Annotated in this window: 19 protein-coding genes; 7 read left to right on the top strand and 12 right to left on the bottom strand. The window is 69.2% G+C overall.

Annotation, left to right across the window (positions count from 1 at the left end):
- Positions 1-117: 117 nt before the first annotated feature.
- From NS331_RS07345 to NS331_RS07300, 10 genes are all read right to left on the bottom strand, one after another.
- Complete coding sequence (locus tag NS331_RS07345; protein ID WP_058641352.1) at positions 118-1092, bottom strand: ParB/RepB/Spo0J family partition protein; 975 nt, start codon at positions 1090-1092, stop codon at positions 118-120.
- Positions 1093-1102: 10 nt separating this feature from the next.
- Positions 1103-1690 (bottom strand): RBBP9/YdeN family alpha/beta hydrolase, encoded by a 588-nt coding sequence (locus NS331_RS07340; RefSeq protein WP_058641351.1) that lies wholly within the window; start codon positions 1688-1690, stop codon positions 1103-1105.
- A gap of 20 nt (positions 1691-1710) precedes the next feature.
- Positions 1711-2622 carry a ParA family protein gene (locus tag NS331_RS07335; protein ID WP_058641350.1) on the bottom strand — a complete coding sequence of 304 codons (912 nt, stop codon included), beginning with the start codon at positions 2620-2622 and terminating at the stop codon, positions 1711-1713.
- Between the two features lie 37 nt (positions 2623-2659).
- Positions 2660-3274, bottom strand: a complete 615-nt coding sequence (locus tag NS331_RS07330) for a LysE family translocator (RefSeq protein ID WP_058641349.1) — start codon at positions 3272-3274, stop codon at positions 2660-2662.
- Positions 3275-3354: 80 nt separating this feature from the next.
- Positions 3355-4008: a 16S rRNA (guanine(527)-N(7))-methyltransferase RsmG gene (rsmG, locus tag NS331_RS07325; protein WP_058641348.1), complete on the bottom strand. Its 654-nt coding sequence runs from the start codon at positions 4006-4008 to the stop codon at positions 3355-3357.
- Positions 4005-5951 carry a tRNA uridine-5-carboxymethylaminomethyl(34) synthesis enzyme MnmG gene (mnmG, locus tag NS331_RS07320; RefSeq protein ID WP_058641347.1) on the bottom strand — a complete coding sequence of 649 codons (1947 nt, stop codon included), beginning with the start codon at positions 5949-5951 and terminating at the stop codon, positions 4005-4007. The genes rsmG and mnmG overlap by 4 nt, the downstream gene beginning before the upstream one ends.
- Positions 5952-5989: 38 nt before the next feature.
- Entirely contained in the window at positions 5990-6403 is a 414-nt protein-coding gene (locus NS331_RS07315; RefSeq protein ID WP_058641346.1) for a type II toxin-antitoxin system VapC family toxin, read from the bottom strand.
- Between the two features lie 8 nt (positions 6404-6411).
- Positions 6412-6663 carry a type II toxin-antitoxin system Phd/YefM family antitoxin gene (locus NS331_RS07310; protein ID WP_058641345.1) on the bottom strand — a complete coding sequence of 84 codons (252 nt, stop codon included), beginning with the start codon at positions 6661-6663 and terminating at the stop codon, positions 6412-6414.
- 157 nt (positions 6664-6820) lie between these two features.
- A complete protein-coding gene (locus NS331_RS07305) occupies positions 6821-7003 on the bottom strand; it encodes a hypothetical protein (RefSeq protein WP_153012771.1) in 183 nt (60 codons plus the stop codon).
- Between the two features lie 5 nt (positions 7004-7008).
- The gene (locus NS331_RS07300; protein ID WP_058641343.1) at positions 7009-7194 is read right to left on the bottom strand and encodes a DUF1328 family protein; all 186 of its coding nucleotides are present in this window, start codon (positions 7192-7194) and stop codon (positions 7009-7011) included.
- A gap of 238 nt (positions 7195-7432) precedes the next feature.
- On the opposite strand from NS331_RS07300, the gene gstA reads away from it, so the two are divergent.
- Together gstA and NS331_RS07290 are read left to right on the top strand one after the other, a co-directional pair.
- Positions 7433-8041, top strand: coding sequence for a glutathione transferase GstA (gstA, locus tag NS331_RS07295; protein WP_058641342.1), 609 nt, complete (start codon positions 7433-7435; stop codon positions 8039-8041).
- Positions 8042-8215: 174 nt separating this feature from the next.
- Positions 8216-9325, top strand: a complete 1110-nt coding sequence (locus NS331_RS07290) for an alkene reductase (protein ID WP_058641341.1) — start codon at positions 8216-8218, stop codon at positions 9323-9325.
- Here the strand turns inward: NS331_RS07290 and NS331_RS07285 are convergent.
- On the bottom strand, positions 9307-11586 hold the full coding sequence (locus tag NS331_RS07285; protein WP_058641340.1) for a heavy metal translocating P-type ATPase: 2280 nt from the start codon (positions 11584-11586) through the stop codon (positions 9307-9309). The two genes, NS331_RS07290 and NS331_RS07285, sit on opposite strands and share 19 nt — an antisense overlap.
- Positions 11587-11724: 138 nt before the next feature.
- On the opposite strand from NS331_RS07285, the gene NS331_RS07280 reads away from it, so the two are divergent.
- From NS331_RS07280 to creC, 4 genes are all read left to right on the top strand, one after another.
- Positions 11725-11934 carry a heavy-metal-associated domain-containing protein gene (locus tag NS331_RS07280; protein ID WP_058641339.1) on the top strand — a complete coding sequence of 70 codons (210 nt, stop codon included), beginning with the start codon at positions 11725-11727 and terminating at the stop codon, positions 11932-11934.
- A gap of 25 nt (positions 11935-11959) precedes the next feature.
- Positions 11960-12424 carry a Cu(I)-responsive transcriptional regulator gene (gene cueR / locus NS331_RS07275; RefSeq protein ID WP_082702323.1) on the top strand — a complete coding sequence of 155 codons (465 nt, stop codon included), beginning with the start codon at positions 11960-11962 and terminating at the stop codon, positions 12422-12424.
- Between the two features lie 1166 nt (positions 12425-13590).
- Positions 13591-14406 carry a two-component system response regulator CreB gene (gene creB, locus NS331_RS07270; RefSeq protein ID WP_275936452.1) on the top strand — a complete coding sequence of 272 codons (816 nt, stop codon included), beginning with the start codon at positions 13591-13593 and terminating at the stop codon, positions 14404-14406.
- The gene (creC, locus tag NS331_RS07265; protein WP_242873680.1) at positions 14403-15857 is read left to right on the top strand and encodes a two-component system sensor histidine kinase CreC; all 1455 of its coding nucleotides are present in this window, start codon (positions 14403-14405) and stop codon (positions 15855-15857) included. The genes creB and creC overlap by 4 nt, the downstream gene beginning before the upstream one ends.
- An 11-nt stretch (positions 15858-15868) precedes the next feature.
- On the opposite strand, the gene NS331_RS07260 is transcribed toward creC, so the two are convergent.
- Positions 15869-17089, bottom strand: a complete 1221-nt coding sequence (locus NS331_RS07260; protein WP_058641353.1) for an IS110 family RNA-guided transposase — start codon at positions 17087-17089, stop codon at positions 15869-15871.
- A 476-nt stretch (positions 17090-17565) separates the two neighbouring features.
- Here NS331_RS07260 and NS331_RS07255 point away from each other — a divergent pair, with 476 nt between their 5' ends.
- Positions 17566-17778: a nuclear transport factor 2 family protein gene (locus tag NS331_RS07255; protein WP_058641338.1), complete on the top strand. Its 213-nt coding sequence runs from the start codon at positions 17566-17568 to the stop codon at positions 17776-17778.
- The last annotated feature ends 4 nt before the right edge of the window (positions 17779-17782 follow it).

The following is a 17782-nucleotide window of genomic DNA, read 5'->3' as shown; positions in this document are numbered from 1 at the left end:
AACCGAGAACCGAGAACCGATACCGTAAGCGAGGAGCCGGCACACCCGACTACCCAATAGCCTGACTAGAGAACAAACACCGCCGGCCCCAGATGCGCCCGCGGGCCCGAGCCATCCTCAGCTCGCCGCCCCACCGCTGCCCCGCAACCGCTCGATCAGCCCATTGAGCGCATCCAGCGACCCGAAATGGATCGCCAGTTCGCCGCTCATCTGCGTCTGGCCGCCGCGCTTGCTCTGCTTCTTGATGCGTACCTCGACGGCGGCGGTCAGCAGGTCGGCCAGTTCCTCCTCCACCCGCTGCAGGTCCCGCGGCTTCTCGGGGGTGGCGCGGTGGGCCTGGGGCTGCAGGCTGAACTCGGCCGACAGCTTCTTCACCAGGCCCTCGGTCTCGCGCACCGACAGCTTGCGGGCCACGATCTGGTTGGCGGCCGTGATCTGCGCGGCGCGGTCCAGCGCCAGCAGCGCGCGCGCATGGCCCATGTCCAGATCGCCCGCCATCAGCAGGCCCTGCACCGGATCGGCCAGGTTCAGCAGGCGCAACAGGTTGCTCGCCGCGCTGCGCGAACGGCCCACGGCCTGCGCCGCCTGCTCGTGCGTCAGGCCGAACTCGTTCACCAGCCGCTGCAGGCCCTGGGCCTCTTCCAGCGGATTCAGGTCCTCGCGCTGGATGTTCTCGATCAGCGACATGGCGGCGGCGGCCTCGTTGGGCACGTCGCGCACCAGCACGGGCACGCTGTCCAGGCCGGCGATCTTCGCCGCGCGGAAGCGGCGCTCGCCGGCGATGATTTCGTATTCGGCGTTCTTGGCGGCCGCCTGCTCGGCATCCAGCCGGCGCACCAGGATCGGCTGCATGATGCCCTGGGCCTTGATGCTCTCGGCCAGCTCGTACAGGGCCCCCTCGTCCATGCGGGTGCGGGGCTGGTAGACGCCGGCGACCATCTGGTTCAGCGCCAGGGTGCTCGGGTTGCCGTCGCGGCGGGCGCCGGCGGCATCCGTGCCGACGGTTGCGCCGTCGTCGGCTGCACGGCCGGCGGCGGGGCCGAGCAGCGCTTCGAGGCCGCGGCCCAGGCCCTTGGGTTTCTTGGTTGCCATCGGAGAAAACTTAGGAAGAAAGAGGGTCGGCGGCCGGCGCCGGGCGCGCGGCGGCCAGTTCGTCCAGCAGCGCGCGGCCTTCCGGCCAGTCGCCCAGGCCAGAGTCGGCATTGATGTGGCCCCGGGCGCCGAGGTCCACGAAGCGCGCGCCCCAGTCGGCCGCCAGCCCGCGAGCGCGCCCGGCGCTGCAGTACGGATCGTCGGTGGCGCCGACCAGCGTGGCCGGAAAAGGCAGGCGCTGGCGCACGATGGGTGCCCAGCCGGGAATCTGCTGGCGCAGGTCATCGCGCTCCAGGTCGCCGGGCGCGACCAGCAGCGCGCCGCGCACGCGGGCCGTGTGCCGGGAATGCGCCGCCCAGGCCGCCACGAGCAGGCAGCCCATGCTGTGGGCGGCCAGGAGGACCGGGCCGGGAGCGGCCAGCACTTCCTCTTCCAGCCGGGCGCACCAGTCGCCGCGCAGCGGACGCTGCCAATCGTGCTGTTCCACGCGGTGGTCGCCGTGGAGGGCTTCCCAGCGGGTCTGCCAGTGGCCAGGGCCGCTGTTCTGCCAGCCGGGGAGCAGCAAAACCGCGCAGGGGCTGGTAATTACGTCGTTCATTGCTATGAAATCGCTAGCAATCAGGCGGTGGGCGCAGGCGTGTCGCCCGAGGCGCGGTCACTTTCGGACGCCTCAGCGTCGACGCCGTCCTGGCCGATCGGCGCAGCGGGATGCGGCGCCGGATGGACGGGCGGTGCGGGCGGTGTGGGTGCGGCGACCGCACTGGCGGGCGGCATCTTGCGCACCAGTTCTTCCGCGAAGGCCACATAGGCCTGGCTGCCCCGCGCGCCCGCATCGAACACCACGCCGGGCAGGCCGTAGCTGGGCGCTTCCGCCAGACGCACATTGCGGGGAATGACGGTGTCGAACACCTTGTCGCCGAAATGCGCCTTGAGCTGCTCGCTCACCTGCTGCTGCAGGGTGATGCGCGGGTCGAACATCACCCGGAGCAGGCCGATGATCTGCAGGTTCTTGTTGAGGTTGGCATGCACCTGCTTGATGGTGTTGACCAGGTCGGTCAGCCCTTCCAGCGCGAAGTATTCGCACTGCATGGGCACGATCACCCCATGGGCAGCGCACAGGCCGTTGAGCGTCAGCAGGCTCAGCGAGGGCGGGCAGTCGATGAGCACGAAGTCGTACTCGGCGCCCACCGCCGCCAGCGCCGTGCGCAGGCGCTTTTCGCGGCGCTCCAGCGCCACCATCTCGACCTCGGCGCCCGCCAGTTCGCGGTTGGCGGCCAGCACATCGTAGCCGCAGGCCTCCACCGACACGCGGGCCTCGGCGACGGAGGCGGATTCGAGCAGCACGTCATACACCGTGTATTCGGCACTGCGCTTGTCGATGCCCGAACCCATGGTGGCATTGCCCTGCGGGTCCAGGTCGATCATCAGCACCCGCTGGCCGACCTTGGCGAGGCCGGCGGCGAGGTTGACGGTGGTGGTGGTCTTGCCCACCCCACCCTTCTGGTTGGCGATACAGAAGATGCGGGCCATGTCGGCGTTCAGGGTTTCGAGCGGATCGGAAAGGCGTTCACTGGCTCAACGCCAGCTTGATGCCGAAGGCCACGAGCACGCCGCCGGCCGTCTTTTCCAGCGTCGCCGACAGGCGGCGGTTGGCACGCAGACGGTCCGCCAGGTGGCGGGTCAGCAGCACGGCCACCAGGCCATAGGCGAAGGTGAGCCCGGCGATGGTGAGCGACATGGCGGCAAAGGTCAGCATGCCGCGGTGCTGGGCAGGGTCGATGAACAGCGGGAAGAAGGCCATGTAGAACACGATGGCCTTGGGATTGAGCAGCGTGATCGCGAAGGACTGGCGCAGGTAGTGGCCGGGGCGAAGGTCGATGACCGATTTCTCGCCGGGTTTGGCCCGCAGCATGCGCCAGCCCATCCAGGCCAGGTAGCCGGCGCCCAGCCACTGGACGGCCCGGAAGGCCGTCGGGTAGGCCGCCAGCAATGCAGCGACGCCCGCCACCGCGGACCACATCAGGACCTGGTCGCCCAGGATCACGCCCAGCGTTGCCGCGAGGCCGCCGCGCACGCCGCCTTTGGCCGTGGCGCTCACCAGGGCCAGGTTGCCCGGACCGGGAATGGCCAGGAACACTAGAATGGCGGCCACGAAGGCGCCGTAATCCGAGATGCCGAACATGCAGGGTGGTGTGGAGGGGATCGGGGAGTCTACGCGAGCGGACCACGGCGACGGACGTTGCCGCCGGCCGCCGCCGCGCGTCAGGCGGCTTTTTTGCGCATCCAGACGATGCAGCGCTCCGCATCCAGGCCAGGGACACGCAGTTGTTCCACGTGAAACACGTCGACGTGCGGTGGAAGCGCCTGGATCTCATCGGCGGGCTGCTTGCCTTTCATGGCCATCCAGATGCCGGTCTCCGCGAGCAGATGCTGAGAGCCGTCGATGAAATCGACCAGTGAGGCAAAGGCGCGCGAGCTGATGACCTCATAGTGGCCGTCGAGCGTCTCCACCCGCGCATGGATGCCGCGCAAGTGGGTCAACTTGAGTTCGCCCGCCATCTGCTGCACGAAGGCCATCTTCTTCGCCACGGCGTCCAGGCAGTGGACCTGGATGTCCGGTCGGCAGATGGCGATGACGACGCCCGGCAGGCCGGCGCCGGAACCCACATCCAGCAGGCGGCCCCCACCCGGCTGCTGGCGCGCCAGCGGCAAGACCGCGGCCAGGCTGTCCAGCAAATGGTGGGTCATCACGGAGTCCGGATCGCGCAGCGCCGTGAGGTTGTAGACCTTGTTCCACTTCAGGATCTGCTCGCCATAAGTCAGCAGCTGGCCCAGTTGCGTGTCGCTGAGCGCCAGGCCGAGCGCCTGCGCGCCCTCCTCCAGTTGCCGGCCTTGCGAAGTCTGCACGGTCGTCATGCGGGCGCGGCCTCCGCGTCCTTCTGCTGGAAGGCTTTGTAGCCACCCTTGCGCAGATGGATCATCAGCAGCGAAATGGCGGCGGGCGTGATGCCCGAAATTCTGGACGCCTGCCCCAGCGTTTCGGGCCGGTGCTTGCTCAGCTTCTGACGTGCTTCGATGCTCAGCGCCTGCACCTGCATGTAATCCAGGTCGTTCGGCAGTCGCAGGTTCTCGAAGTGCGCGGCGCGCTGCACTTCCTCATGCTGCTTCTCGATGTAGCCGGAATACTTGGCAGCGATTTCCACCTGCTCCACCTCGTCCGGCGCCAACGCCTGCGCAGGGCGGAAGCGGCCGCCGTCGAGCGACAGCAGGCTGTCGTAACTGATGCCCGGGCGCCGCAACAGGTCGCCCAGGTTGTATTCGTGCTCGATGGCCCTGCCCAGCACACGTTCGGATTCGGTGCTTGGCAGGTTGCGGGGGTTCACCCAGGTGGACTTGAGCCGCTCTGTTTCACGTGAAACAGCGTCGCGCTTCCGGCAGAAGACGTCCCACTGCGCGTCGCCCACCAGTCCCAGCTCGCGGCCGGCCTCGGTCAGGCGCATGTCGGCGTTGTCCTCCCGCAACTGCAGCCGGAATTCGGCACGGCTGGTGAACATGCGGTAGGGCTCGGTCACGCCCTTGGTGATCAGATCGTCCACCAGCACGCCCAGATAGGCTTCATCGCGGCGCGGCACCCAGGCCTCCTTGTCCTGGCAGAGCCGCGCCGCATTCAGGCCGGCGAACAGGCCCTGGGCCGCAGCTTCCTCATAGCCCGTCGTGCCGTTGATCTGCCCCGCGAAGAACAGGCCGTGGATGGCCCGCGTCTCGAAGCTGCTCTTCAGGCCGCGTGGGTCGAAGTAGTCGTATTCGATGGCATAGCCGGGGCGCAGGATGTGCGCATTCTCCAGGCCCGGCATGCTGCGCACCATCGCCAGCTGGATGTCGAATGGCAGGCTGGTGGAGATGCCGTTGGGGTAGTACTCGTGCGTGGTCAGGCCTTCCGGCTCCAGGAAGATCTGGTGGCTGTCCTTGTCGGCAAAGCGGTTGATCTTGTCCTCCACGCTGGGACAGTAGCGCGGGCCCACGCCGTCGATACGGCCGGTGAACATGGGCGAGCGATCAAAGCCCGAGCGGATGATGTCGTGCGTGCGCGCATTGGTGTGCGTGATCCAGCAGGGCACCTGCTGCGGATGCATGTCGGCACGGCCCATGAAGCTGAACACCGGCATGGCCGGATTGCCGCCGCCGGGCATGCCATCGCCGGGTTGCTCGGTGCACTTGGAGAAATCGATGGTGCGGCCGTCGATGCGCGGCGGCGTGCCGGTCTTGAGCCGGCCCTGCGGCAGCTTCAGCTCCTTGAGGCGTGCCGACAGGCTGACGGCCGGCGGGTCCCCTGCCCGGCCAGCCTGGTAGTTGTCCAGGCCCACGTGGATGCGGCCGTCGAGGAAGGTGCCGGCGGTCAGCACCACCGCCCGGGCGCGGAAGGCGATGCCCACCTGCGTGACGGCACCGACCACCCGGTCGCCTTCCAGCAGCAGGTCGTCCACCGCCTGCTGGAACAGCGTCAGGTTGGGCTGGTTCTCCAGCCGGTGGCGGATGGCCGCCTTGTAGAGGATCCGGTCCGCCTGCGCCCGGGTGGCGCGCACGGCCGGGCCCTTGCTGGAATTGAGGATGCGGAACTGGATGCCCGCCTCGTCCGTGGCGATGGCCATGGCGCCGCCCAGGGCGTCCACTTCCTTCACCAGGTGGCCCTTGCCGATGCCGCCGATGGAGGGGTTGCAGCTCATCTGGCCCAGGGTCTCGATGTTGTGGCTGAGCAGCAGCGTGCGGCAGCCCATGCGGGCGGCGGCCAGCGCCGCCTCGGTACCGGCATGGCCGCCGCCGACGACGATGACGTCGAAAGTGTCGGGATGGGTGTACATGGAATTCTTCGATTCGGGGTGGACGGGAAGCCGCTCGATCAGGCTTCGATGAGTTGGGTCTTGAGGCCGACCACGGCCGCCGCGGCCGCCTGGCGCCGGTCGGCCGTCACGAACAGGTCGACGCCCGCCGCCTGGGCCGCACCGATGGGCAGGGCATCGAAGGCATGCAGGCGGGTCGCCTCCATGGCGGCCATGGCCAGCGCCTCGACGCGCCGGTCCATCGCCATGCATTCGAGTTCGGCGAAGTCCTCGTGCATCACGGCCAGGATGCGCCGGTAGTCCTCGTCCGGGAGCACGCCCTCGTGGCGCTGGCGGTTGAGGGCACTGGCGATCTCGGCCTTGCAATGGGCCGCGACGACCACGGCCGAGGCCTGGGCGCTGAGGGCCATCAGCTGGTCCCGCCCCGGCTCGGCGATGTAGCGCTTGGCAAGCGCGGAGGCATCCAGGAGCATCCGCATGCTCAGGCGCCCCGCTCGCGCTCGTCGACGATCAGCTGGGCGCCGGTGCGGCCATCCGGACGCGCGAGCCGAAGCGGCTCGATGGGCATCTTCCAGCGCGGCAGGCGCGGCACGGTCTCGGGCGCCGCGCCCACGGGCACCAGGTCCGCCACCGGGCGGCCATGGCGCAGGATGCGCACGCGCTCGCCCTGTTCGACCAGGTCGAGCATGGCAGACGCGTTGGCGCGGAATTCACTCAGGGCAAGGGTGTGCATCGCGAATGTACAAATTGGGCGTTTTGTACATTCTAGAAAGGCTGCCAATCACGGCCCGCCTGTAGGGCTGGTCCCACACCCAGTGCTACAAAAACAAGAGCGCCCCGAGAGGCGCTCTTCTGATGGGCACCGGCGGTCGGGCCGGCCGTGCTGGCCGTCAAGCGGCCATCAGTTCAGGCATCGGCAGGCTCACCACCGCGCGCTTCCTGCGGCTCACCGGCAGCTGCCAGTGGCGCTGCGTCACGTCGATGACGTGACGCACACGGTCCTTGGGCGCCAGCGACGGCCGGGGCAAGGCCCGTGCGGCCGCGATGTCGCGCAGCAGTTCGAAGGTGTTCACGGCGTTCAATCCAGCACCTTCTTGGCAGCGCCGACGCCGAGGGCAGCGAGCACCACGAAGATCACGGCCATCAGCAGGAACAGGCCGAACAGCAGCTTGGCAATGCCGGCGGCACCGGCGGCCACACCGCCGAAGCCGAGGGCGCCGGCCACCAGGGCGATCAGGGCGAAGATCACGGCGTACTTGAGCATGGTTGACTCCTTAGTCGTCTCGTTGTGCGGCGTGCGTTCAAGGAGGAAAGAAGAACCTGCCGCGGTGAAACAAGTGTGGCCGCGGCCTGTGCACCAACTTGGACGGTTGCCCGCCCATGACCCCGTAGGACAAGCTCGCGCACGGAACCCGGTACATTCGCGCTGCCTTGCAGGCCCCCGGCCATCGAGGCCACGTCGTCGCTCTGCAAGACCTATTTCCACAGAGGAGCTCCCTTCCATGAAGCTGTACTACTCCCCCGGCGCCTGCTCGCTGTCGCCGCACATCGCCCTGCGCGAGGCGGGCCTGGCCTTCGAGCCGGTGCTCGCCAGCACCAAGTCGCACAAGCTGCAGGACGGCACCGACTACTACGGCATCAACCCGCTCGGCTACGTGCCGATGCTGGAACTGGACGACGGCACCCGCCTGCGCGAAGGCCCGGCCATCGTCCAGTACATCGCCGACCAGGTGCCCGCGAAGAACCTCGCCCCGGCCAACGGCACGCTGCAGCGCTACCGCCTGCAGGAATGGCTGACCTTCATCGGCACCGAGATCCACAAGGGCTTCAGCCCCCTGTTCAACCCTGCCGTGCCCGAGGACACCAAGAAGGTCTTCGCGGACAAGCTCAAGACCCGCTTCCAGTGGCTGGACGGCCAGCTCGACGGCAAGCAGTACCTGATGGGCGAGCATTTCAGCGTGGCCGACGGCTACCTGTTCACCACGCTCAACTGGGCCAAGCCGATGAACATCGACCTGGGCCCCTACCCGCATCTGACGGCCTGGCATGCCCGCGTGGGCGCACGCCCCGCCGTGCAGGAGGCGATGAAGGCTGAAGGGCTGCTGAAGTAAGGCGGGCCCCACCGGCCAGCGAGGGCGGGCGACGTGCCGAGGCGCGACGCCCGCTTTTTTTTGCGCTGGTCGGCCCGCCCGCCTACACCGAAAACCACAACCCTGCCGGGGCGCCGTCACTGCCCCTGGCCTACGCTGCCGCCTTCGTCTTCTTCATCCCTACCCCAACGAGCCATGAGTTCCTCCCTCTTCGATCCCGTCCAGGCCGGCGACCTGCAGCTCGCCAACCGCATCGTGATGGCGCCGCTGACGCGCAACCGCTCGCCCAACGCCATCCCCAAGCCGATCACCGCCACCTACTATGCCCAGCGCGCCACCGCCGGCCTGTTGATCACCGAGGCCACGGCCATCAGCCACCAGGGCCAGGGCTATGCCGACGTGCCGGGCCTGTACGGCACCGAGCAGCTGGACGGCTGGAAGCGCGTCACGCAGGCCGTGCACGAGGCCGGCGGCAAGATCGTCACCCAGCTGTGGCACGTGGGCCGCGTGTCGCACGACAGCCTGCAGCCGGACGGCCAGCCGCCGGTCGCGCCCTCGGCCATCGCCGCCAAGACCAAGACCTATCTGATCGACGACCAGGGCAACGGCAGCTTCGCGCCCACCTCCACGCCCCGCGCGCTGGACCTGGAAGAACTGCCCGGCATCGTCCACACCTTCGCCGCCGCCGCCCGCAATGCGGTGGAGACCTGCGGCTTCGACGGCGTGGAGATCCATGCCGCCAACGGCTACCTGCTGGACCAGTTCCTCAAGGACGGCGCCAATCAGCGCACCGACGACTACGGCGGCAGCATCGAGAACCGCGCGCGCCTGCTGCTGGAATGCACCCGCGCCGTGGTGGACGCGGTGGGCGGCGGCAAGGTGGGCATCCGCCTGTCGCCCGTGACGCCGGCCAACGACATCGTCGACAGCGACCCGCAGCCGCTGTTCGACCACGTCGTGCGCCAGCTCGGTCCGCTGGGCCTGGCCTACGTGCACGTGATCGAGGGCGCCACCGGCGGCCCGCGCGAGGTCGAGGGCCGGCCTTTCGACTACGCCGCGCTGAAGAAGGCCTACCGCGAGGCCGGCGGCAAGGGTGCCTGGATGGTCAACAACGGCTACACCCGCGAACTGGCCGAAGCGGCACTCGAGAAGGGCGCCGACCTCATCGCCTTCGGTCGGCCCTTCATCGCCAACCCGGACCTGGTGCGCCGCCTCAAGGAGAACGCGCCCCTCAACACGCCGGACACCAAGACTTTCTATGGCGGCGGCGAGAAGGGCTACACGGACTATCCGACGCTGGACTGAAGCGTCGGCGCAGGCCGCCAACGCCGCAGCAACAGGGCGTTGGCCATCACGCTGACGCTCGAGGCCGCCATGGCCGCCCCCGCCACCACCGGGCTCAGCAGTCCGAAGGCGGCGAAGGGAATGCCCACCACGTTGTAGGCGAAGGCCCAGAACAGGTTCTGGCGGATCTTGGTCACGGTGCGCGCCGACAGATCGAAGGCCTGCTCGACCAGCGCCAGGTCGCCGCGCATCAGCGTGATGCCGGCGGCCTCCATCGCCACGTCGGTGCCGTTGGCCATGGCGATGCCCACATCGGCCGCGGCCAGCGCGGGCGCATCGTTGGCGCCGTCGCCGACCATGGCGACCACGCGCGTCCCGCCTTCCTTCAGCGCGGCGACGGCCGCGGCCTTGTCGGCCGGCAGCACCTGCGCGCGCACATCCGCGTCGGCGATGCCCACCCGCCGGGCCAGGGCCTGCGCGGCATGGACGTTGTCGCCGGAGATCATCACCACCCGCAGACCGCGGGCCCGCAGGGCGGCCACGGCCTGCGCCGCCCCGGCCTTGGGCTCGTCGGTGAAGCCGAGCAGGGCCTCCACGGCGACCGCCTGTTCGCCCGCGGCATCCAGGCGCAGCAAGGCGGACACTGATGCGCCGGTGGACAGCAGCGCCTCGACCTGGCCGGCCGGCAGCCCGGCGCCCAGTTCCTCGCACCAGCGCAGGCTGGCGAGCGCCCAGAGCCCGCCATCGACCCGACCCCGGATGCCGCGACCCGGCACGGCGCGCAGCTCGCGCGCCTCGTCGGGCGCCAGGCCCCGCGACGCCGCCGCCGCCATCACCGCCCGCGCCAGCGGATGTTCGCTGCCCTGCTGCAGCGTGGCGGCAATGCGCAGGGCGTCGGCCTCGTCCAGGCCACCGACCATGTCGAGCCGGCTGAGTTGCGGCTGCCCGCGCGTCAGCGTGCCGGTCTTGTCGAAGGCGACCGTGTGCACCCGGTGCGCCCGTTCCAGGGCCGACGCGTCCTTGATCAGAATGCCGTGGCGCGCCGCCACGCCGGTGCCCGCCATCACCGCCACCGGCGTGGCCAGACCCAGGGCGCAGGGGCAGGCGATCACCAGCACCGCCACGGCATGGATCAGCGCCGTTTCCAGCGGCGCGCCGGCCACGAATAGCCAGCCCAGCAGGGTCAGCAGCGCCAGCACCAGCACCACCGGCACGAAGACGGCGGCCACGCGGTCCACCAGCCGCTGGATCGGCGCCTTGGCGGCCTGCGCATCCTCCACCAGGCGGATGATGCGCGCGAGCACGCTCTCGGTGCCCACGGCCAACACTTCCACCACCAGCCGGCCGGCGCCGTTGACCGACCCCCCCGTCAGGCGGCTGCCCTCGGCCTTGGCCACCGGCAGCGGCTCACCGGTGAGCATGGATTCGTCGACCTCCGATTCGCCGTCGAGCACCCGCGCGTCGGCCGGAACGCGCTCGCCCGGGCGCACGGCCAGCCGGTCGCCCACCATCACCTCGGCCAGCGGCACGTCGCTTTCCTCGGTGCGGCGGCCCCGGGCCTGGATCAGGTGGGCCGTCTCCGGCCGCAACTGCTGCAGGGCCCGGATGGCCGCCGTCGCCTGGCGCTTGGCACGCGTCTCCAGCCACTTGCCCAGCAGCACCAGCGCGATGACGACCGACGAGGCCTCGAAATACAGGTGCGGCATGGCCGCGTGCGCGCCATGCTGCGCCGCGCGCCACCAGAGCCACAGCGACAGGCCGAAGGCGGCGCTGGTGCCCAGGGCGACCAGCAGGTCCATGTTGCCGGTGCCCGCCCGGGCCGCATGCCAGCCGGCGCGGTAGAAACGCGCGCCCAGGACGAACTGCACCGGCGCCGCCAGCAGGAACTGCAGCCAGGCCGGCAGCATCCAGTCCTGACCCAGCGGCAGGCCCAGCATGGGCGCCACCAGCGGCAGGGACAGCAGCAAGGCCGCCGCCACCGGGCCGACGCCCTGCCACAGGCCCGGCGCCGCGTCGGCCTCGGGCGCACCGGCGGCCCGGGGCTCGTAGCCCGCACGGCGCACCGCCCGCCGCAGCAAGGGCTCGGCCGCCGCGGCATCGCCCGAGGCCAGACGCACCCGCGCCGTCTCCGTGGCCAGGTTGACGCTGGCCTCTTCCACCCCAGGCACCTGGCGCAAGGCTTTTTCGACCCGCGCCACGCAGGAGGCGCAGGTCATGCCGCCGATGCCCAGGTCCAGCGTCGGCGCGGCAGCGGGCCGGATGGCGATGTCGATCGTATTCATGGCTGGAAGGCTAAGGCCTGACATGGTGGCAAGGTCAAGCCGCCGTTCGCCGGCACCCTGGCCTTGACCTTGCCATGATGTCAAGGTCCACAGTCCGCCGTGTCCCTTTTTTTTAGGCCCTGAACAAGGATTTATTTCATGAGCACCCCGTCCACCCAGGTTTTCCAGGTCCAAGGCATGAGCTGCCAGCACTGCGTGCGCGCCGTCACGCAGGCGGTGCAGGACGTCGACCCCGAGGCCGACGTGCGCATCGACCTGCCCACCGGCCGCGTCGAGGTGCAGAGCGCCGAAACCGCCGACGCCCTGCAGTCCGCCATCCGCGAGGCGGGCTACACGGTCCAGGGCTGAACGCGCCGGTTCGCGCCGTCTGCGCATGGCGACCCGTTCTCCCCGCAGCCGAAGCGGGGCCGCCGCCCCGGCCCCTGCGTCGGCCCCCCTCACCATCGGCCAGGCGGCGGCGCACTCCGGCGTGTCGGCGCGCATGGTGCGCCACTATGAACGCCTGGGCCTGCTGCCGCCCGTCGCGCGCACCGAGGGCGGCTACCGCCTGTATGGCGAGGCCGATGTCCACACGCTGCGCTTCGTCAAGCGGGCGCGCGACCTGGGCTTTTCCATGGACGAGATCGGCCGCCTCGTCGGCCTCTGGCAGGACCGCGGCCGCTCCAGCGCCGACGTCAAGCGCATCGCGCGCGAGCACCTGGAGGACCTGGACCGCCGCATCGCCGAACTCCAGGCCATGCGCGGCACGCTGGCGCACCTGATCCACGGCTGCCGCGGCGACGGCCGGCCGGACTGTCCCATCCTCGAGGACCTGGCGGGTCCGCCGCCTTCGGCCTGATCCGGCCGTTGGGCGCCGCACGGCCGTCGTGCGGCGCCGCTTTCCCTGAATGTCCACCGTGGGCGGCCGGCTCGACGCCGCCCTGCACCGCCCGCGGCTGCCCGCCAATGCACCTCCGGTGTGGAAAAGCCGGGCGCCATGGCGCTCGGGCCCTCGCCGTACGCCCTTTCCACCATTCTCCCCACCTGCGCTGGATAACTTTGTGGGCAACTCGCGCATTGTCTTGTAAAGCCTCCGCAAGCCGTTGATTCACAAAGACATTCAACAATCTGCCTCATTATTGGGCAGTGCATATTTTTGGCCGCCAATGCGCAATCCCACAATTGATGGACCCTGTCAAAGGACAACACTGGGGATGAATCCGGCACAACCCGCGCCTTATCCACAGGGGGCGACGTCGCAGGGGATTTGTCCCCGTCGCCGCGACAGTGCGGACGCAACCCTGCCCACAGTGGTGGCCTGACGGCAAATCCCTGTCGCGCACCGGAAAAGCAGGGTTGTCCACAGAAAGGCGCTTTCCTTATCTATTACGACTAAGTAGATATAGAAGTCATGAAGAAGAAAACCGGGACAAGCCGCGCCCTCGAAAAAAGTCCGCGCGGCCGTCGATTGGTCCGGAGCCGACCATGCACGGCACGTCCGTCCGCCGCCCGGACCCCATGCCCGCCAAAAAACCGCGTCTTTCCCCACTTTCGTTGGACAACTTTGTGGGCAACTGTCGGACTGCCTTGTAAAGCCTTCGCAAGTCTTTGATTTACAAGGGCTATCCTCAGACTGCTCAAAAATTCCGCAGTGCACAGTTTTGTCCGGCCGGGCCGGGTCGCAGCCAGGAAGCACCGGGTCTGTCAAAGAACAACTCTGGGGATGACGCTGGAACAAGGTCCCTCTTGTCCACAGTCCGGCCGGATCCGCTCCAGTTGTTCATCCGGCGGCGACAGCAGCGGCGCAGGGTTGCCCACATCCGTGGCGCGACGCCAAAACCATGGCCGGCCACGGGAAAACGGCGTTATCCACAGCCGGGGCCTACCCTTACCTACGACGACTAACATTGAAATAAAAGAAAAGAGCAAAGTCAGGACAACTCCGGCGCATTGCGTCAAAGCGGGATCCACGGTCTTTCCGAAATCGCTGGGTCGGTGCCGGGCGCGCCGCTACGATCCGCTCCCATGTCGATGCCCACCCCCGCTGCCAACCCGGCCGCGACCGCCCTGCCGGTCGGGGGACGGCCGCGCATCCTGGTGGCGGAGGACGAGCCCGGCATCGCCGACACGGTGCAGTACGTGCTGCGCAGCGACGGCTTCTCGCCGGTGTGGTGCGCCACGGCCGGCGCCGCCCTGGCGGCCTTCGCGGCCGAACCGCCGGCGCTGGCCATCCTCGACATCGGCCTGCCCGACATGAACGGCTTCGAGCTCTTCCGCCGGCTGCAGGCCCTGCCCGGCGCGGCGGACGTGCCCATCGTCTTCCTCACGGCCCGCACCGACGAGATCGACCGGGTGGTGGGCCTGGAGCTGGGCGCCGACGACTACATCGCCAAGCCCTTCTCGCCGCGGGAACTGGTGGCGCGGGTGCGGGGCATCCTGCGGCGCAGCCAGCGGGCCGGGTCGCCGGCGGTGCCCGCGGGCCTGCCGGCTGCAGGCGCCGTGGCGGCGGCGCCTACAGCGTCCGTGCTGCCCTTCGTGGTCGACGACGAACGCCTGCAGATCCGCTACTACGGCCGCGTGCTGGAGCTGTCGCGCTACGAATTCGGCCTGCTGCGCCTGCTGGTGCAGCGCCCGGGCCGCGTGTTCAGCCGCGAGGAACTGCTCGACCGCGTGTGGGGCGGCGACAGCGAAAGCCTGGACCGCACCGTCGATGCCCACGTCAAGACCGTGCGCGCCAAGCTGCGCGCCGTGGCGCCCGAGGTGGAAGCCATCCGCACCCACCGCGGCACGGGCTACGCGCTGCACGAAGACCTGCCGTCCGCCGCCGCCCTCGTCCCATGATGCGCACGCCGAGCCGGCGCACCCGCATCTTCCTGGCCGTGCTGCTGATCTACGTGGCCGGCATCTCCTGGCTGCTGTGGCGGGTGGTGGGCGACATCGATCCGCGCTACCGCGAATCGGCCGAGGAAGCCCAGGTGGAGATCGCCCAGCTCATGGCCACGCTGGTCGAGCAGGACGTGATCGCCGGCGCCATCGACACCCGGCGGCTGGAGCCGCTGTTCCGCGCCCTCTACGCCCGCGAGTTCTCGGCCCAGATCTACAACCTGCACAAGCAGAAGGTGGAGCTGCGGGTCTACGTCACCGACCGCAGTGGCCGGGTCATCTACGACTCCACCGGCCGCGCCCTGGGTGCCGACTATTCGCGCTGGATCGACGTCAGCCGCACCCTGGCCGGCAGCTACGGCGCCCGGGCCACGCGCGACGTGGAAGGCGATCCGCTCAGCTCCGTGCTCTACGTCGGCGCACCGATCCGCTGGGCCGGCGAGATCGTCGGCATGGTGGGCGTGGGCAAGCCGGTGCAGAGCTTCGGCCAGTTCGTGGAAGACGCCCGCGAGCGCGTGATCTGGGTCGGCGCCGGCTCGGCGGCGGCGCTGCTGGTGCTGGCGCTGATCGTCTCGGTCTGGCTGGTGCGGCCCTTCGGCCTGACGGCGGACTACATCCGCTGGCTGCGCACCCAGCGCGGCTTCCATCCGCTGCGCATGCTGCGGCGTGCCGCCGCCATGGGCCGCGCGGCGGTGCAGGAGATGGGCGATGCCCTCACCGGCCGCAACTACGTGGCCGACTACGTCCAGACCTTCACCCACGAGATCAAGAGTCCGCTGTCCGCCATCCGCGGCGCCGCCGAGCTGCTGCAGGAGGCCGGCATGCCGCCCGAGGAGCGCGAGCGCTTCCTGGCCAACATCGGCCGCGAGAGCGAACGCATCCAGCAGCTGGTGGACCGCATGATGGAGCTCACCGCCCTGGAGACGCGCCGCGTGCTCGACCAGGTCCAGCCGGTGGCCCTGGGCGCCCTGCTGCGCGAGGCGGCGGCGGGCGCGGCACCGGCGGCGGCGCGCCGCGGCATCGTCTTCGACGTGCAGGGCCTGCGCGAGGACATCGGCGAGGTGCATGCCGAAGGCGACCCGCTGCTGCTGCGCCAGGCCGTGGGCAACCTGCTGGACAACGCCATCGACTTCTCGCCCGAGGGCGGCACGGTGCGCCTGAGCCTGCGGCTGCAGGGCCGGCGCGGCGTGATCGCGGTGCGCGACCAGGGGCCGGGCATCCCGGCCTATGCCCAGGCGCAGGTCTTCCAGAAGTTCTATTCGCTGGCACGGCCGCACAGCCAGAAGAAGAGCACCGGCCTGGGCCTGGCCTTCGTGCGCGAGATCGCGGCGCTGCACGGCGGCGCCATCGCGCTCGGCAATGCCGAAGGCGGTGGCGCGCTGGCCACGCTCATCCTGCCGCTGAAGTGAAACACTCACCCTCAGGCCGGAGTGGCCTCGACTTTGTAGCCGATCTGCTGAAGGCGGCGAATGAGCCGGTTGGCGGTCTTGGTGACGTCGGCGCGATTGAAGTGGGCGGCGCCGAGGTCTTGCCATTCGGTGCCATCCCGCAGCATGTGCCAGGCCGCGGTGAGCATGGAGGCTGCGACGGCGACGATGGCCTTCTTGGTGCCGCGCCGGGCACGCAGTCGTTGGAACTGAGCCTGGAGATAGCCGCCCTTGACCTTGATGGCTGCCCAGGCCGCTTGCACCAGCGTGGTCTTGAGCCAGACGCCGCCACGGCGCAGACGTGTACTGCGGCGCTTGCCAGCACTCTCGTCATTGCGCGGGCACAGGCACGCCCAGGACAGCAGATGGCCAGGCGTGGCGAAGCGCGACATGTCGATGCCGATCTCGGCCACGACCACATTGGCACTGACATCGCTGATACCGGGCATCGTGGTCAGCAGCTTGGCGGCTTGTCGAAACGGCTGCAGCCCCTGGCCCACCTCCTTCTCGATGGAGTCGATCGTTTGATCGAGCGTTTCGATGTGTCCCAGGTGCAGCTTGAGCATGAAGCGGTGGTGCGCGCTGACCCGACCGCGCAGCGCTTCGAGGAGTTCGGCGCGGCTGGCCTTGACGCGACTGACCAGCTCGACGAGTCGTTCGGGGTTGGTCTGCCCCTCGATGAGCGCCTTGAGCACCGCGCGTCCGCTCTTGCCGGTGATGTCGGTGATCACGCTGGACAGCTTGATGTTGGCGTCCTCCAGCAGCTTCTCGATGCGCTGCACATGCGCGGCGCGCTCACGCACGAACTGCTTGTGGGTGCGGGTGAGCGTACGCAGTTCCTGCACGGCCGTGGGCGGCACGAAGCTGGCGCGGATCAGGCCGTGAGCCAGCAGATCGGCCAGCCACATCGAGTCGTTCACATCGGTCTTGCGTCCTGGCAAGTTCTTGACGTGTGCGGCATTGGCCAGAATCAGCTCGAAGTGCCCCTCCAAGATGTGCCACACCGGCTTCCAGTAGACGCCTGTGGCTTCCATGGCCACCTGCTGCACGCCGAAGGACTCCAACCAGTCCGCCAGTGCCAGCAGATCGGTCGTCGTCGTGCCGAACGTGCGTACCTCTTGCACCGGTGCAGCACCGCCGACGATTCGCACACAAGCCACGACCGTCTGCTTGTGCACGTCCAGTCCCGCGCAGCGCGGGTAGATCACATCCATGTTGACCTCCAAAGTGCGGCGACATCGGCATGCGGCCCACGTCGTCGAACTCTGAAGTGCGTGCTCCGGGGCACAAGGCCCGTGGCGACAGTGCGGGGTGCTCGTGAGGCCGCGGGTCCAACTGAAATACGAGCTCGAAGCACCAAGTACGAACCGACCTCTGCGCCGGACGCCGCCTCTCAATTACACGCCAGTTTCATGGGTCGTGGGACGCGCACGGGCGCGGTGGAGCAACTGAAATGAGACCACCCCGTTTGGACTTCCTCACTGCGTGTGGAAGTCCAATCCCCCTCGAGGGGCGCACCCGGCGGCCCGGCAAAGCCGGTTCCGCGGGTGCACTGGCGTGGCCTGCTCCGCTGCCATTCGATCAAGAAGATGGCGCCGGTTTCATGCCGCTCAGGCGGCGCGTCAGCGCCATGGGTCACTGAGGTGGCGCGGTACCCTGTCTTTCCACGATCTGCACGATCCATCCGGCCATGACGCACGACGACCCCCACGACGACGACGACGCCCTGTGCGCCCACCTGCAGCAGCTGGAGGTGGCCCTGCACCATCCCGGCCTGCCCGGTGACGCCGCGCGGCTCGAGGCCCTGCTCCATCCCGATTTCCACGAGGTCGGCCGCTCGGGTCGGCCCTACGACCGCGCCACCGTCGTGCGCTACCTGTCGCAGGTGGTGGCGCGGTCGTAGGGCC

It is taken from the genome of Pseudacidovorax intermedius, assembly GCF_001476815.1.
Taxonomy (GTDB): domain Bacteria; phylum Pseudomonadota; class Gammaproteobacteria; order Burkholderiales; family Burkholderiaceae_C; genus Xenophilus; species Xenophilus intermedius_A.
This window is presented reverse-complemented; position numbering and strand designations above follow the sequence as displayed.